This is a genomic window from Rhodococcus sp. NPDC058505 (assembly GCF_042720095.1).
Taxonomy (GTDB): Bacteria; Actinomycetota; Actinomycetes; order Mycobacteriales; family Mycobacteriaceae; genus Rhodococcus_G.
In genome coordinates this window covers 65,644-81,081 of record NZ_JBHXNB010000008.1, presented here as the reverse complement: position 1 = coordinate 81,081, position 15,438 = coordinate 65,644, and the positions used below count along the sequence as shown (strand labels likewise).

Here is a 15,438-nt window from a genome sequence, read left to right as displayed (position 1 = left end):
TGCTCAGTCGGCCACGGGCACGCGGTTGGCTCGGCGTCGGCGGATCAGGAGTCCCGCGGCGATCAGCACGGCCACCCCGGGGCCGCAGTGCACGGCGAGCACCCCGAGCAGGCTCGGGCCTCCCCAGTCGTCGCGGTAGCTCGCCGGGTCGGCGACGTCGATCGTGACGACCTCCACGATGCCGCGGGCAACGAGGTACCCGCAGACGATGCCGACGACGGCGTAACCCGCCGGTGCGAGGACCCGGGACCGCAGGGTCCGACTGAACACGGAGCCGATCAGCAGCACACCGAGCGCAACGAGCACGACGAACACGGCGATCCCGATGGCGCGGGGCGGGTCGGCGGCGGCCTCCGCCGCAAGGACCATCATGACCACAGCTCACCACGATTCGGCGTCCCGCACATCGGGGAGGACCGCGAGACGGCCCCGGACCGCCTGCGCTACCCGCCAAGCACCGGCGGCGCAACCAGCGGGAGGGAACCGACGAGGTCGTTGCCGTTGTCGACGGTGACGAGATAGCCGGGGGTGGCGTGTTCGGTGTCGTCCTCGCCCCTGCCGCGGGCCGCGGCGGGGATCATCCCGGCGCCGGGCATGCCCGGCCTGCCGGGGGCGCCCGCACCGGCACCCGCCGCACCGCCGCCTCCCCCAGCGGCGCCCGCTGTGGTGCCCACGGCACCACCAGGAATTCCCACCAGGCCTGCCCCGCCGCCGTACCCGCCGGACCCCGATCCGGCTGCGCCACCGGACACTCCGTTGCCGCCGGCAGCGACGGCACCGGTTCCGAGCCCACCGGATCCGAGCCCACCGGTTCCGAGCCCACCGGATCCGAGCCCACCGGATCCGAGCCCGCCCGGCCCGGACCCCGACGGTCCGCCTGCGCCGGACATCGCGCCCGCACCCGACGCGGCCGGGTTGCCGGGGACGCCCGCCCCGCCCGCGGCGTCCACCCCGGCCGGTCGGGTCCACGGCGACGACGGATCGGACTGTGCGGGAACGGACTCCGCGGAACCGTCCCGTCCCGACCCCCGTTCGGCGCCCGCGGGGCCGGGCCCCCCGGACGGGCCGGTGTCCCCCGCATCGGCCCCCGGCACCGCACCCGGCCCGGACGGGGCGTCCCGACCTGGCGGGCCGAATCCGGCGGAAACGGCGGAGTCCGCCGCGGTCGGGTTCGCGGAGCCGCCGCCCGCTCCGGTCGGGCCCGCGACCTCCGGTTGCGCGACAGTCGGCGGCGCGGGCAGCACCGGCACCTGGGAATCCGCCTGCCGCATGACCGGGCTGTAGACCGTCTTCATGATCTGGATGGCCTGCTCGTGGGCCTCGTTGCGGTCGTGCAGCAGGCTTTTGATCAGGGCGGTTCCCGGACTGAACTGGTGGACCAGCACCTCGGCGACCGACGTCTGCGCGGGCGGCGGAACCGTCGCCTTCACCTGCGTGATCCCGGTCGCCGCCTCGGCCACCTTGGTGCCGACGAGGCTTCCCGCCGTGGCGAGTTCGTCGGAGACCCGGACATAGCGTGCGGTCGCGTCGAGCGCACGGTCCGCGGCGGCGCCCTCCCAGCCGTCCTTGATCTCGCCGAGGATCGCCGTCGTGAAGCCGTGCAGACCGTCGGCGAGCGCCGTTCCGATCGCGGTCCAGCCGTGCGCGCTCGCGGTGACGGCCGCCGGATCCATCCGGTTCACCGAGTCCATGATCTGCCGATGCGACATCGAGTCGAAGCTCTCCTCCACGAACTGCCGGGCGTCCCAGTCGCCGGTGAACCTGCCGCGCAGCTCGGCCTGCGTTCCGTAGATCCCGTCGCGTTCCTCATTGCCCGCCGCCTGCGCATCCCGGACCCGACCGCGTTCGGCGAGGTTGTAGCCGGTGGCCAGGTCGATCGCCGCGTTCCCGCCGTCCACGACGAGTTCCCCCACCCCGTCCGCGAACCGACCCAACGCGTCGGCGATCTCGTTCATGCTGATCCCCATCTCATCCCCCCTGCCGGTTCCCGCCCGTCACGACCCCGAGCCGACGCCCGTGATCCCCCGCGCCGCAGCATCATCCGTGGCGGCGTACATCGCCTCGATCCGCTCAAACACCTGCCGCATCCGCTGCACCTCGGCGATGTGATCGGCGAGCGCCTGATCCATCGAATAGGAGCCGCCCGAGGCCTTCAACGAGAACTTTCGCGCCAGGGCGATCCCGGACGGGAACGTCCCCATCCCCTCTACTCGTGTCAATCCGCGAACCTCCGCCTGGAGCGCCTCCAGGAGAGCCACGAAGTCCGAACAATGCTGCGCGCACCGTTGCGCAACACCGGGATCGAGGCGGACACCGCCCTCCTCGACAAGCTGCGCAATCTGCGACCACGACGTGCCCTGATCGATCATCTGTGCCCCCACTACAGATACCTACTCCGGGATGTACGCCATCAGGCCCGTTGCCCGCCGGACTGCGGTGGCGCATGGATCCTCGGCCACCGGATCAACCCCAACATTCGCAACCGACACCAGTACAGCCCCCTCCGCGGATTCAACTGCGACGTCACAGTCCCGCCTGTCCAGATCGGAATCAACCCGGTAGGTGAACGCCGGTCGGCCACCGATCTCAATATCGGCGAACTCGCCGTTGCCGTCCTTGGCCCTGATGTCGTCAAGGGTGTAGGTGGTGGCGAACACGCTCAATGCGGGGCCGCCCCCCATCCACTTGCAGATGTTCCACCCCGGCTGCTTCACCCCGAGAATGTCGCGCGACTCCGTCGCCGGATCCACCCCGATCCCCCGCAGCACCTCGTCCGGTATGTCGTCGCACGGGCTGAACACCGGCTCCCCGGCAGCAACACCGGCTGCCTCGGCGTCCCCCGACACCGGGCCGGGTCCGCACCCGGCGAGCAACGCCGCGGCAATCACCGTCCCGCTCGCGACTGCCGCGGCGACCGCTGCGCGCATGCCTCCCCCTACCGTCGACCGGCTCACCCTGGCTTGGACGCATCCTGCCCTCGTCCGGTTCCGTCGTCACCGAAACCGCCGCCGAAAACGTGACCCGAACACCCCGCCCGGCTCCCAGCCGAACGGGCTTGCGCGCGCTAGCGTGGACTCGACAATGCTGCGACGGATTGGGGGATCATGTCCGAGTTCGAGGACTTCGACTCCGGCGTGGATCGCGCCTGGTCCGAGCACCAGCAGCGGTTGGCGGACGTCATCGCCGCGATGCGCGAGGACGATCTGCTTGCCCTGGAGCTCGGCGAGGAGTCCCGGGTCGACGGCTTCGTGCCGTGCGTGCAGTTCCTGGCCTGGGGTGACGGTCAGATCCGATGCGAGGTGCCGTCGAACGACTACCTCGACCCGCGGTACCGGCTGACCGCGGACGACGAGTCCCGGCTCGTCGACCTCGGCTGGCACCGTCCCACCCGGCGCCCCGACGACGAGCCGGATTCGGGGTCGCCCGCGTTCTTCGTCGACAAGCCGTCGAACTGGGCGGATCAGCTGGCGTCGATGGCGGTGACCGTGTTCCGGGAGGTCTGGTCGGTGCCGCATCCGACGTTCCTGCGGATCGACGCGACCGAGGCCGACACCCACCGCACCCTCACCTCCGACGAGCCCGACCCCGAGGACCCGGACGGGCTGGACCTGCAGCGCGCGGTGACGCCGCGCGACGAGGCGCACCTGCACGACCTGGTGGCGTCGACGCTGTCGGAACTGTTCGACGAGCCGCCCGGCGGCGACGACCGCGACGACGACGGGGACCCGGACGACGACGACTTCATGCTGGCGATCGGTCCGCTCGTCGGGTTCGTCGGGCCGCACCTGGACGGCGGTGAGGTGCAGGTCCGGATGCCGCTGCTGCGGGACATCAGCGACCGGACCCGGGCCAGTGAACTGCTCGGCGACCTGAACCGTCGGTGGCCGCACCTGAAGTTCGTGCTCGCCGCGGACCGGGTGGACGTGTGGGCGGCGGTGCTGGCGAACCCGTACGTTCCGCAGCACCTGATCGACACGCTGCAGCAGCTGTTCGCGTTCACGAAGACGGTCGATCCGCGGTTCGCGACCCGGTTCGGTGGCCACCTCGACGGGCTGGCCGACGACGATCCGGAGGCCGTCGAGGTCGAGCGCGGTGAGCTGATGCCGCCGACCCCGCCGACCCAGCCGCGGCTGCCGTTGGAGCTGTTCACCGACCCGGGCGAGCAGCCCCTGTTCGACGACCCGAGCTGACCGGCGCGTCGACCGGGCGTAGTCGAGCAGTCATGCGGCGATCGAAGCGGGCGGATGCGGTCGAGTCCCTGGTGGATCGGCTGTATGACCAGCGGGAGCGGGCGTGGGCTGCGGCGTTGGTGACGACGCAGACGTTCCTGGAGACCCTCGCCGACGCGGTGCTTGAGGGCCAGGATCGGGACCGGTTGAACGCCGAGTCGGCGCGGATCAAGGATCGGGCGCGGGCGGTCGACAAGATCCTGCGGAAGGTGGCGTCCGGGCAGTTCGCCAGGCCGACCACCCCGGAGGAGGTCGCCGACACCCTCCACGACCTGCTCGGGGTGAAGGTGCTGTGCAAGACGCCGCGGGACCTGACGGCGTTCACCGAGAAGCTGCAGGAGGCGTGCACGTCCGCGGCCTGCTCGGTGCGGCTCGCGCATCCGCCGACGGACTATGTCGCCGACCCGAAGGACAGCGGGTACCGCGCGTTCCACGCGGTGCTGCTGGTCACCGTCCCCACCCACGAGGGTGATCTGCCGGTGAAGGTGGAGGTGCAGGTCAAGACGCGGCTGCAGGACGCGTGGAGCGAGCTGACCCACGAGGACATGTACAAGCCGGGTAAGGCGCTCAAGCCGAACGAGTTCCACCGGGACGTGGCGCGGCGGATGGCCGAGCTGCTCGACAACGTCGACACGATGGCGGATCTGCTCGCCGCGGAACTCGACCGGCAGACCGCGCCCGACGACGACCGCGGCCCGATCCCGGACGAGTCGACGGTGTTCGCGCGGGTCACCCGGACGGGCAGGCGGTACGCGCTGGCGATCGCCCCGGACGGGCGGCAGGGCCTGATCCCGGCGCGGTCGGTGCGGGCGGCGCTCGAGTCGAGCAGCCGCATCAACGTCGACGACCACCTGCGGGTCGGGGACACCGTCGACGTGCGGATCGAGGAGACCGACAGCGCGCTGTACTTCCATCCGGTGAATCTCGGGTGAGCCGCCGCGACCGGCGGCGATCGGTGACCGTCCGCGGTCCCGGTACCGTCGACGCATGACCTCCGACGCCCATTCCGCGCACACCCTCGCCTCGCTGGCCCGGGTGGTCGGGCAGGCCGCGTACGGGCGCGGCTCCCGGTACGCCCGGTCCGGGGCGGTCGCGGGCATCGACTGGTATGAGGACGACCTCACCGCGGTCGGGACCGTCGACGGCACCGAGTCCTACCAGTCGATCGCGCACTTCGAGGAGGTCGGCGGGGAACTCGAGTTCCGGTTCGGGCAGTGCACCTGCCCGGTGCGGATGAACTGCAAGCACGTGGTGGCGTTGACGGTGGTGCTGATCGAGTCCGCGGCCGGGGACGCGGCGACGGCCCCGCCGAACTGGGAGTCGGTCCTCGATGCGGCCCTGCGCGACGACACCGACGCGGCCGAGTCGACGCCGCTGGGGGTGCAGCTGTCGCTGCTGCGCGGGTCGCGGTCGGATCGGTGGGCGGTCAGCGCCCGGCTGGTGCGTCCCGGCAAGACCGGCTGGGTCAACGGCAACCTGAGCTGGTCGAACCTCGGGCACCTCCCGGACGCCGACCCGCGGCACGTGGCGCTGGCGTCGGAGCTGCTCTCGACCTATCACGTCGGCAGGCGCAGCTTCTACGGGTACGGCAACGACAAGGACATCGACCTCAGCACGATCGTCCCGTCCCGGCTGTGGCCGCTGCTCGACGAGATGCGGGACGCGGGAATCGAATTCGTGTACGCCCGCAAGGCGCTCGGGACGGTGCCGCGGCCGTCGCGGGCGGAGCTGGTGGTCGACCTCGACCGCACCCCGCGGGGCCTCGAGCTGACGCCGACCGTGCACGCCGCCGACACCGACCTCCCGGTGATCGTGCTCGGATTCCTCGGGCCGGACCCGCACGGCGTGCTGTACCTGCGTCCCGGAGACCCGACCGGGCCGGACCCGGACCGGTGGCCGTTCCGGATGGCGCGGCTGACCGGGCGGGCGCCCCGCGCGATGCAGGACCTGGTGATCGGGAACGCGTCGCTGACCGTCCCCGCCGAGGACACCGACCGGTTCGCCGCCGAGTACTACCCGCGCCTGCAGCGCGCGGCGACGGTCCGCTCCACCGGGGACGACTTCACCCCGCCGACCGTCGAGGGCCCCGAGCTGATCCTCGACGTTGCCTACGCGGCCGGCCACCGCGCCGACGTGGCGTGGTCGCTGCGCTACCGCGTCGACGGCGCCGAGCGGCTCATCCCGCTGGGTGAGCCGTCCCGGTCCGCGATCCGCGACCCCGACCGGGAGGACGCGCTGGTCGCCGGGCTCGACGCGCCGCTCGAGGAGTACGGGTTGCGGTCCGGGCCGGACGGCCGCCCGCATCCGCGGGTGACGCTGCACGGCCTCGACACCGCCCGGCTGACCGGGGAGCTGCTGCCGCTGCTGCGCGGCCGCGACGACGTCGAGGTCCGGGTGTCCGGCACCCCCGCCGACTATCGGGACGCGGGCGAGTCGCTGCGGATCGGGGTCGGCACCGACGCCACCGACGACGGCGACTGGTTCGACCTGTCGATCACCGTCCGGGTCGAGGACGCGCCGGTGCCGTTCAAGGACCTGTTCACCGCGCTCAGCGCGGGCGACACCCACCTGCTGCTGCCGGACGGGGCGTACCTGTCGCTGGATAAGCCGGAACTGCAGCGCCTGCGGGGCCTGATCGCGGAGGCGCGGGACCTGCACGACCAGGACCCGAACCGGTTGCGGCTGAGCCGCTTCCAGGCCGGGCTGTGGGAGGAGCTGGCGGCGCTCGGGGTGGTGGAACGGCAGGCAGCGCAGTGGCGCGAGCAGGTGCAGGGGCTGCTCGACCTGGCCGAGACGGCGGACCTCGACCCGCCGGCGAGCCTCGACGCGACCCTGCGCCCCTACCAGCTGGACGGGTTCCGCTGGCTGGCGTTCCTGTGGTCGAATCGGCTCGGCGGCATCCTCGCCGACGACATGGGCCTCGGCAAGACCGTGCAGTCCCTCGCGCTGATCTGCCATGCCCGGCAGCGGCAGCCGAGCGATCCGCCGGTGCTGATCGTGGCGCCGACGTCGGTGGTGCCGAACTGGGCGTCGGAGGCGGCCCGGTTCGCGCCGCACCTGCGGGTGGTGGCGGTGTCGGAGACGGCCGCGAAACGGGGTGCGGCGCTGACCGAGTCGATCGACGGCGCGGACATCGTGGTCACCTCGTACACGCTCGCCCGGCTGGATGCCGACGAGTACCAGGCGCATCGCTGGTCGATGCTGCTGCTCGACGAGGCGCAGTTCGTGAAGAACCACCGCTCCAAGGCGTATCAGGCGATGCGGCGGATCGAGGCGCCGACGAAGATCGCGATCTCCGGCACCCCGATGGAGAACACCCTGATGGAGCTGTGGTCGCTGCTGTCGATCACCGCGCCCGGCCTGTTTCCCAACCCGACCCGATTCCAGGAGTACTACCGCACCCCGATCGAGAAGGGCGGCGACACCGAACTGCTCGCGCAGCTGCGGCGCCGGATCCGTCCACTCATGTTGCGGCGCACCAAGGAACAGGTCGCGGCGGACCTGCCGGAGAAGCAGGAGCAGGTGCTCGAGGTGGAGTTGTCGCCGCGGCACCGGAAGCTGTACGACACCCGGCTGCAGCGGGAGCGGCAGAAGATCCTCGGCCTCGTCGACGACCTCGACTCGAACCGGTTCACGATCCTGCGGTCGCTGACGGTGCTGCGCCAGCTCAGCCTCGACCCGGCGCTGGTCGACGACGGGCACGGCGCGGTCGGGTCGGCGAAGGTCGACGCGCTGCTCGAGCAGCTCGGGGACGTCGTCGCGGGCGGGCACCGGGCGTTGGTGTTCAGCCAGTTCACCGGGTTCCTGGACCGGGTGCGGCAGCGGCTGGACGCGGAGGGCATCGCGCACGCCTACCTGGACGGCAAGACGCGGGGCCGGGCGAAGGTCCTCGACGGGTTCAAGAACGGGGACGCGCCGGTGTTCCTGATCAGCCTGAAGGCGGGCGGATTCGGCCTGAACCTGACCGAGGCGGACTACTGCTTCCTGCTCGACCCGTGGTGGAATCCGGCGACGGAGGCGCAGGCGGTGGACCGCACGCACCGGATCGGGCAGACCCGGCACGTGATGGTGTACCGGCTGATCGCGCGCGGCACCATCGAGGAGAAGGTGATGGCGCTCAAGGCCCGCAAGTCGGAACTGTTCTCGTCGGTTGTCGACGACGGCGGCGCGTTCACCGCGGCGCTGACCGCCGAGGACATCCGCGAGTTGCTGAACTGACCTGGCGTCCCCACCCGCCCGCCGCACCTGTTAGCATCCCCTAAGTTCCCGGGCACCCCGCCCGAGGGCACCCCGAAAGTCTTGCCGCCCAGCGCAGTCCGCGCTGGGCGGTAGCTTGTCATGCGAAGGAGAAGTTCATGGGTTCGATCGAGGATCTGCTCGCCGAGAGCCAGACCGTTGCCGCGGTCACGCACCTGTTCACGGTCCTGTCCGGCCTCGCCGAGAGCTGAACCGACCCCTGACATCCCGCCCGGCGCGCGTCGCCGGGTGACCACAGTCCGGCGGCCCGCCGTCGCGGTCCCGCCCCACCCCCGGAGGTACACATGGGTTCCCTCGAGACCATCGCCCTGATCCCGCTCGGCAGCGTCGACATCGTCGGTGCCGGCATCGTCGACTCGATCACCAACACCATCAACGGTGTGGTCAAGCTCGTCGGCGAGAGCGGCCTGAGCTGATCGTGCGCTGACGCGCCCGTGCGTGAGTTTTACCCCGACTGGGGTAAAACTCACGCACAGTTCGGAAATGGAATGCGGCCGCCGGTCGTCGCGTTGAGGGAGACGGCGCCGCCGCCGGGTAGCGTGCGGGGCGTTCACCGACGACGAAGGGACCAGGGCCGTGGCGCACACCATCGAGCACAAGCCGGAGCAGAACCGTTTCGAGATCCTCGTCGACGGGACCGTCGCCGGGCACGCCGACTACACCGTCATCGACGGCGGCGTCCGCGACTTCGACCACACCGTCACCGATCCCGAGTTCCAGGGTCAGGGCCTGGCAGGCAAACTCGTCGCCGCCGCCCTCGACGCGACCCGCGCCGACGGCATCACGATCGCCACCTCCTGCTCGTACGTGCAGGCGTACGTCGCGCGGCACCCGGAATACCAGGACCTGCTCGCCTGACGCCCCCGCCCCGGCCGCTCAGGCCTCGGGGAGAATCGGGGTGATCGGATCGAGCCGCGGCGCCGACGACGGGCGCGGCTCGTCGAACGTCTCGACCTCGACGCTGCCCGGGGCGAGCAGCCGGGTCACCGCACCGTCCAGGCAGGCGCGGATCGCCGCGACCAGCCCGTCGGCGTCACGGGCCTCGAACCGTTCGACGATCCCGAGGTGCGAGTCGGCGGTGTCCTTGCGGACCGCGTACTCCTCGCTGAGGCTGAAGCTCGCGATCCGGACCTCGACGATCAGCGTCGTCATCCACCGCACCAGCCACGGGTTCCCGCTGGCGGCGACCAGCGTCCAGTGCACGTTGAGGTCGGCGTCCCCGACCCGCAGCGCGTCCTCGGAACGTTCGGCGGCGATCAGCTCGTCGTGCGCGGCCCGCACGGCCGCGACCTGCGCGGCGGTGGCGCGCGCGACGGCGAGCGGGGCAGCGCTGGTCTCCACCGCCAGCCGCGCCTCGTACAGGGCGCGGACCCGGTCCCTGCCGATCCGGGCGACGCTCAGCCCGCGGCCGGGGGTCGCGCGCAGCAGGCCCTCCTGCACCAGGCGTTGGGCCGCCTCCCGGAACGGGCCGCGGCTGACGCCCAGCTGACCGGACATCTCGACCTCGCGGATCGGCGACCCCACCGGGAGCGCGCCGGAGTAGACGGCGTTGCGCAGTTCGGTGGTGATGAGGTCCACGGTCGACGGGCGGGTCACCGGCGACAGCGACGGTGCGATCCCGCGGGGCGACGAGGTCATCCGCTCTCCTTCATCCAGCCTGACTCGGCAATCCTAATCGCTTGACGCACCCCGCCTGACCCGCGGCGTTGACGGCCGGCGCCGACACCCGCCGACCCCGGCACGCAGATTGTAGACAATCCGACACACCGACACGTAGATTGTCGCATCGTCATCATCTTCGTTCGTTGCCGATCGTTCACGCACCCCCGGCTCACGCGTCGGAACCGCCCGCGCCGAGCCACGGAAGGGAGACATCCGTGTCGTCCACCAGGACCAGCAGCGGCCGCCGCGCCGCCATCGCCGCAGGCTCCGCCCTCGCCCTGACCGCGCTCACCGCGTGCTCGAGCACCGGCTCCGGCGGCAACCCCGGCGACCTGCTCGCCGAACTGCAGGGCGCGGGGGCGATCAGCGTCGGCTTCGCCGGGGAGGAGCCGTACAGCTTCACCGACGACGGCGGCCAGCTCACCGGCGCCGCCGTCGCCCTGAACCGGGAGATTTACGGGCAGCTCGGCATCGACCGGGTCGACGGCGTCCTCACCGAGTGGAACAACCTGATCCCCGGGCTGACCGCCGACCGGTTCGACTCGATCAGCGCCGGCATGTCGATCCTCCCGAACCGCTGCGCGAACGCCGCCTTCAGCGAACCCGAGATCATGTACACGACGGCGTTTCTCGTCCCGACCGGCAACCCGGACCGGCTCGGCGACTGGCAGTCGGCCGTCGACGCCGGCGTCAAGCTCGCGGTGATGAACGGCGCCATCGAGGCCGGCTACGCGGACCGGACCGGTGTCGAGACGATCCAGGTCGGCAGCCCGCAGGACGGGCTCGACGCCGTCGTCGCCGGCCGAGCCGACGCGTTCGCGCTGACCGGCATCTCGGTGCGCGCCCTCGCCGACCGGTCCGACGCCGCGGTCGAGGCGACCGACTCGTTCGTCGCGGTGATCGACGGCGTCCCGCAGGTCGGCGCGGGCGGCACCGTCTTCCGCAGCGGCGACACCGCGCTGCTCGACGCCTACAACGACAAGCTCGCCGCCATCGTCTCCGACCCGCAGAAGTACCAGGAAATCCTCGGGCCGTTCGGGTTCACCGAGGCGGAGCGGCCCGTCCCCGGCCTGACCGCCGCCATGCTCTGCGAGGGCGACCTCGAGAAGATCGCCACCGAGCTCGGCCCGGAGCTCGGCCTGGGTTCCTGACCGCATGTCCGATGACGTCTCGACGCTGATCGCCCGGCTCCCCGCCCTCGGGGAGGCGGTCCTCGTCACCCTCGAGCTGACCGTCGGCGGCGCCCTGCTGGCCCTGCTCGTCGCCGTGCTGCTCGGCTTCGGGTCCCGCGCGGGCACCCTGTGGGTGCGGGGACCGTCCCGGGTGGTGGTCGAGTTCTTCCGCGGCACCTCCCTCGTCGTCCAGTTCTTCTGGCTGTTCTTCGTGCTCCCCGAATTCGGGATCAAGCTCGACTCGATCGCGGTGGGGATCGTCGCGCTCGGGCTGAACTTCGGTGCCTACGGCGCCGAGGTGGTGCGCTGCTCGGTGGACGCCGTCCCCCGCGGCCAGTGGGAGGCGGCAACCGCGCTGAATCTGGGTCGGCTGCACCGGATTCGGCGGGTGATCTTTCCGCAGGCGTGGGCGCAGATGGTCCCGATGCTGGCCAACCTGCTGATCCAGCTGCTCAAGGGGTCGGCGTTGGCGTCGACGATCTTCCTGCACGACGTCCAGTTCTGGACGGGGCAGCTGCGGCAGGCGACGCAGGACACGTTCTTCAGCTTCGGGGTGGGGCTGCTGGTGTACTTCGCGATCGCCTACCTGCTGACGCTGCTGATGAATGTGCTTGAGGCGCGCGCGAAACGCCGCCTCGGGCAGGGCCCGCCGCGGCCGACGCTGCGGGAGGTGCTGCGGCTCGCGCCCCGGACCGGGCCGACGCCCACCGCCGCGGCCGCCGCGCCCGACGGCGTGAAGGAGGGGGCCGCGTGAACGACGTGTGGAGCTGGGAGACGGCGTGGGATGTGCTCCCGCAGATGCTCGACGGCCTGAAGATCACCGTCCTCGCGACCGTGATCGGGATGGTGATCGCGTCGATCCTCGGCCTGGCGATCGCGCTGGTCCGGCGCTCGCCGCGGCGCTGGGTGACGCTGCCGCTGCGGATCGTTGTCGAGTTCATCCGGTCCACGCCGCTGCTGACGCAGCTGCTGTTCGTGTATCTGCTGCTGCCGAGCGTGCCCGCGCTGGTCGTCGGCTGCGGGGTGCTCGGGGTGCACTACGCGACGTACATGTCCGAGGTGTACCGGGCCGGGATCGACGCCGTCCCGGCCGGGCAGTGGGAGGCGGCGACCGCGCTGAACCTGTCGCGGGCCCGCACCTGGCGGGCGGTGGTGCTGCCGCAGGCGATCCGCAACACGCTGCCCGGCCTCGGCAACTACGCGATCTCGATGTTCAAGGAGACGCCGTACCTGTTCGTCATCTCCGTCGTCGAAATGTTCACCGCCGCACAAACCTACGGCGGCAACACCTTCTCGTACACCGAGCCGCTGACCCTGGCTGGCCTGATGTTCCTGATCCTCAGCTACCCGACGTCGCTGCTGGTGCGGCGGATGGAGCGCCGCCTTGCCTGACCTGAACACCCCCGTTGGGAGCCACCACATGACCGCCGACGCCGCCACCCCCGCCATCGAATTCCGCAACGTCGTCAAGCGTTTCGGCGACAACGTCGTGCTCGACGGGTTGAACTTCACGGTCGCGCCCGGCGACCGGGTCACCCTGATCGGGCCGTCCGGCTCCGGCAAGACCACCATCCTGCGGCTGCTGATGACGCTGGAGGAGGCCGACGGCGGGCTGCTGCTCATCGACGGCGACCCCTACACGCACGAGTACCGCGGCGACCGGTGGGTCGCGATCCCGGAGAAGCGGCGCCGCCAGGTGCGGCGCCGGGTGGGGATGGTGTTCCAGCAATTCAACCTGTTCCCGAACATGACGGTGCTGGAGAACATCATCGAGGGGCCGATGCACGTGCTCGGCCGTGGCCGCGCCGAGGCCGTCACCCGCGCCGAGGAACTGCTCACCCAGGTGGGGATGCTGGAGAAGCGGGACTTCCGCACCACCCAACTCTCCGGCGGCCAGCAGCAGCGGGTCGCGATCGCGCGGGCGCTGGCGATGGACCCGGAGATCCTGCTGCTCGACGAGGTGACCTCCGCGCTGGACCCGGAGACCGTCGCCGACGTGCTCGCGGTGCTGCGGGACATCGCCGAGCACACCGACATCACGATGCTGCTGGTCACCCACGAGATGCGGTTCGCGAGGGAGGTGTCGAACCGGGTGCTGATGTTCGACCGCGGCCGGATCGTCGAGGAGGCGGACCCGGAGACGATGTTCACCCGGCCCGCGCACACCCGCACCCGCGAGTTCCTCAAGGCCGTCCTCGACCACTGAACGCTGGCACACTGGCGGACATGAGTTCCCCCACCGTGTCCATCACCGTCACCGGCCACGCCGAGCGACGGTTCACCCCGAACCGGTGCACGGTGACGCTGCGGGTGCACGCCGACGGCGCCACCCGCGAGGCGGCGGCCGGGCAGGCCGCGGCCGCGATCGCCGCGGTCACCGACCTGATCACCGCGCTCCGCGACGACGGCGGCCCGGTCCGGCGGTGGAGCCTCGACCAGGTGCAGCACACCCGGACCCGGCCCTACCACCCGGAGGGCACGCAGCAGCCGTGGCTGTACCAGTCGTCGGCGCCGATCACGGTGACGTTCACCGACTTCCGCGCCGTCGGGCCGTTCGTCACCCGTGCCGCGGAGGTCGACGCGGCGAGCGTCGAGCACCTGCGGTGGTGGATGAGCCGCGGGAAGGAGGCGAAGCGGGTGGCGGCGGTGCGCCGCCTCGCCGTCGCCGACGCGATCGAGAAGGCGCAGATCTACACGGAGAGCCTCGGGCTCGGCGCCTTCCACGCCGCCGCGATCGCCGACACCGGCATGCTGGGCGTTCCGACCCCGCCCGGCCCGCTCGCCCGCGGGGCGATGCGAGCCGCCGCGCCGATGGCCGCGATGGCCACCGACGCGGGCGGACCCGCCCTGGTCCTCGAACCCGGGCAGGTGACGATCAGCGCCGACGTGGAGGCCCGGTTCGAGGCGTCGTAACCGGCGCCGCGCCTCCCCAGTTTCGGCGGCGTCCGCTGCCATGATGGGCCGATGCATCCGTTCGACGAGGGTTTCGAGCCGCCCGAGGACTGCGTGCTGTGGTGCCGGAACCGCACCCACGATCTGCACGTCCTCGACGACGGCGCCCTCGTCGACCTGGACTGGTGGAACACGCACCTCAAGGCCGGCGGGCACGAGATCCGGCTGCGCGGACGGGACCTGGACGGCCGGGTCGTCGACGGCGGCAAGACCACCATCCTGCGCAACGACCTGCGGCCGGGCAGCGAGCTCGCCATCGGCGGCCACCCGAACCTCGGACTGCTGTTCCTGTGCGCGGCGTGGCAGGGCTCCCACCACAGCCGGCAGGCGCGACGCCGGTTCCCGGATGTGCGAAACGGACGCCTCCCCAAGGACGTCGACCCGCTCGCCACCATCGAGGCGGTCCTCGACTTCTGCGCGAAGCAGAAACGAATACCCGACGCGCCGGACAGCTCCTGGTCCGGCTGGCCCGACACCCCCGGCGTCGGCGTGGTGCTGCTGTCGACGTACCTGTGGGCCGTCGGCGCCCGCACCGCCGCCGGCCCCGCCCAACTCATCGATCAGCACGGCATCTCCACCCTGCTCCACCAGGGCTGGATCGAGAACCCCGCCGTCACCGGCTTCACCGTGCGCCGGTACAACCGGTACCTCGGCGTGCTGAACGCCTGGGCCGAGCAGGCGGAGACCTGCCCGGAACTCGTCGAGCGCTGGCTCGTCGAGCGGTGGACGGCACGGGTGCATGAGGCGCGGACCGGGCAGCGGGCGGAACCGACGCTGTTCTGAACGAACGCACGACATCCGGTGATCTGCAGCCGCCATAGAGTGCAATTCGTGAACCACCCCTCAGCATTCTCGGGCTTCCGCTGTGACCGTTCCCGTATTCGACTCGACAGTGAGGACGGAGGCGGCGCGCCAGCCTCGTGAATCCAAGGTCGACACACGGCGCACCCAACGCTGCGGTATTGGTTGCGCAGTAGCGAGCGACGAACCGCGGCAACCTCGAAGGCTGCCCTTCTGGCGCACACGGGTATGGTTCGCGCGAAACAGTGATCCGCAACCAAACAGATTGTCATGAGATCCCCAGACAGGAGAGCAACCTTGGGCGGCGCAACTTGCTGGTTCACTCAGAAGCCAACGGTTCGGCATGCTGCTCAACTGTTAATTGC

Annotated in this window: 16 protein-coding genes; 11 read left to right on the top strand and 5 right to left on the bottom strand. The window is 71.3% G+C overall.

Annotated elements, in window-relative coordinates; translation table 11 throughout:
* Positions 1–3: 3 nt before the first annotated feature.
* The 4 genes from ACFWPA_RS08705 to ACFWPA_RS08690 all read right to left on the bottom strand — a co-directional run bounded on the left by ACFWPA_RS08705 (position 4) and on the right by ACFWPA_RS08690 (position 2,927).
* Positions 4–372 (bottom strand): hypothetical protein, encoded by a 369-nt coding sequence (locus ACFWPA_RS08705; RefSeq protein WP_378570002.1) that lies wholly within the window; start codon positions 370–372, stop codon positions 4–6.
* Positions 373–443: 71 nt separating this feature from the next.
* A complete protein-coding gene (locus ACFWPA_RS08700; protein WP_378570001.1) occupies positions 444–1,967 on the bottom strand; it encodes a hypothetical protein in 1,524 nt (507 codons plus the stop codon).
* A 27-nt stretch (positions 1,968–1,994) separates the two neighbouring features.
* The gene (locus tag ACFWPA_RS08695) at positions 1,995–2,369 is read right to left on the bottom strand and encodes a hypothetical protein (RefSeq protein ID WP_378506812.1); all 375 of its coding nucleotides are present in this window, start codon (positions 2,367–2,369) and stop codon (positions 1,995–1,997) included.
* A gap of 21 nt (positions 2,370–2,390) precedes the next feature.
* Positions 2,391–2,927 carry a DUF3558 domain-containing protein gene (locus tag ACFWPA_RS08690; protein ID WP_378506811.1) on the bottom strand — a complete coding sequence of 179 codons (537 nt, stop codon included), beginning with the start codon at positions 2,925–2,927 and terminating at the stop codon, positions 2,391–2,393.
* Between the two features lie 177 nt (positions 2,928–3,104).
* Here ACFWPA_RS08690 and ACFWPA_RS08685 point away from each other — a divergent pair, with 177 nt between their 5' ends.
* The 5 genes from ACFWPA_RS08685 to ACFWPA_RS08665 all read left to right on the top strand — a co-directional run bounded on the left by ACFWPA_RS08685 (position 3,105) and on the right by ACFWPA_RS08665 (position 9,344).
* Positions 3,105–4,190, top strand: coding sequence for a hypothetical protein (locus tag ACFWPA_RS08685; RefSeq protein WP_378506810.1), 1,086 nt, complete (start codon positions 3,105–3,107; stop codon positions 4,188–4,190).
* A 32-nt stretch (positions 4,191–4,222) separates the two neighbouring features.
* On the top strand, positions 4,223–5,161 hold the full coding sequence (locus ACFWPA_RS08680; RefSeq protein WP_378506809.1) for a GTP pyrophosphokinase family protein: 939 nt from the start codon (positions 4,223–4,225) through the stop codon (positions 5,159–5,161).
* A 55-nt stretch (positions 5,162–5,216) separates the two neighbouring features.
* Entirely contained in the window at positions 5,217–8,447 is a 3,231-nt protein-coding gene (locus tag ACFWPA_RS08675) for an SNF2-related protein (RefSeq protein WP_378506808.1), read from the top strand.
* A 323-nt stretch (positions 8,448–8,770) separates the two neighbouring features.
* On the top strand, positions 8,771–8,902 hold the full coding sequence (locus ACFWPA_RS08670) for a hypothetical protein (RefSeq protein WP_378506807.1): 132 nt from the start codon (positions 8,771–8,773) through the stop codon (positions 8,900–8,902).
* Between the two features lie 160 nt (positions 8,903–9,062).
* Positions 9,063–9,344: a GNAT family N-acetyltransferase gene (locus ACFWPA_RS08665; protein WP_378506806.1), complete on the top strand. Its 282-nt coding sequence runs from the start codon at positions 9,063–9,065 to the stop codon at positions 9,342–9,344.
* A gap of 18 nt (positions 9,345–9,362) precedes the next feature.
* On the opposite strand, the gene ACFWPA_RS08660 is transcribed toward ACFWPA_RS08665, so the two are convergent.
* The gene (locus tag ACFWPA_RS08660) at positions 9,363–10,124 is read right to left on the bottom strand and encodes a GntR family transcriptional regulator (protein WP_378506805.1); all 762 of its coding nucleotides are present in this window, start codon (positions 10,122–10,124) and stop codon (positions 9,363–9,365) included.
* Positions 10,125–10,363: 239 nt separating this feature from the next.
* On the opposite strand from ACFWPA_RS08660, the gene ACFWPA_RS08655 reads away from it, so the two are divergent.
* Genes ACFWPA_RS08655 through ACFWPA_RS08630 form a run of 6 tightly spaced genes read left to right on the top strand, consistent with a single transcriptional unit; the run spans position 10,364 to position 15,055 of the window.
* Positions 10,364–11,299 (top strand): transporter substrate-binding domain-containing protein, encoded by a 936-nt coding sequence (locus ACFWPA_RS08655; protein WP_378506804.1) that lies wholly within the window; start codon positions 10,364–10,366, stop codon positions 11,297–11,299.
* Between the two features lie 4 nt (positions 11,300–11,303).
* A complete protein-coding gene (gene ehuC / locus ACFWPA_RS08650) occupies positions 11,304–12,074 on the top strand; it encodes an ectoine/hydroxyectoine ABC transporter permease subunit EhuC (protein ID WP_378506803.1) in 771 nt (256 codons plus the stop codon).
* Positions 12,071–12,712 (top strand): ectoine/hydroxyectoine ABC transporter permease subunit EhuD, encoded by a 642-nt coding sequence (ehuD, locus tag ACFWPA_RS08645; protein ID WP_378506802.1) that lies wholly within the window; start codon positions 12,071–12,073, stop codon positions 12,710–12,712. The genes ehuC and ehuD overlap by 4 nt, the downstream gene beginning before the upstream one ends.
* Positions 12,713–12,740: 28 nt before the next feature.
* A complete protein-coding gene (locus ACFWPA_RS08640; protein WP_378506801.1) occupies positions 12,741–13,526 on the top strand; it encodes an amino acid ABC transporter ATP-binding protein in 786 nt (261 codons plus the stop codon).
* Between the two features lie 20 nt (positions 13,527–13,546).
* A complete protein-coding gene (locus ACFWPA_RS08635; protein WP_378506800.1) occupies positions 13,547–14,233 on the top strand; it encodes an SIMPL domain-containing protein in 687 nt (228 codons plus the stop codon).
* A 51-nt stretch (positions 14,234–14,284) separates the two neighbouring features.
* On the top strand, positions 14,285–15,055 hold the full coding sequence (locus tag ACFWPA_RS08630) for a hypothetical protein (protein WP_378506799.1): 771 nt from the start codon (positions 14,285–14,287) through the stop codon (positions 15,053–15,055).
* The last annotated feature ends 383 nt before the right edge of the window (positions 15,056–15,438 follow it).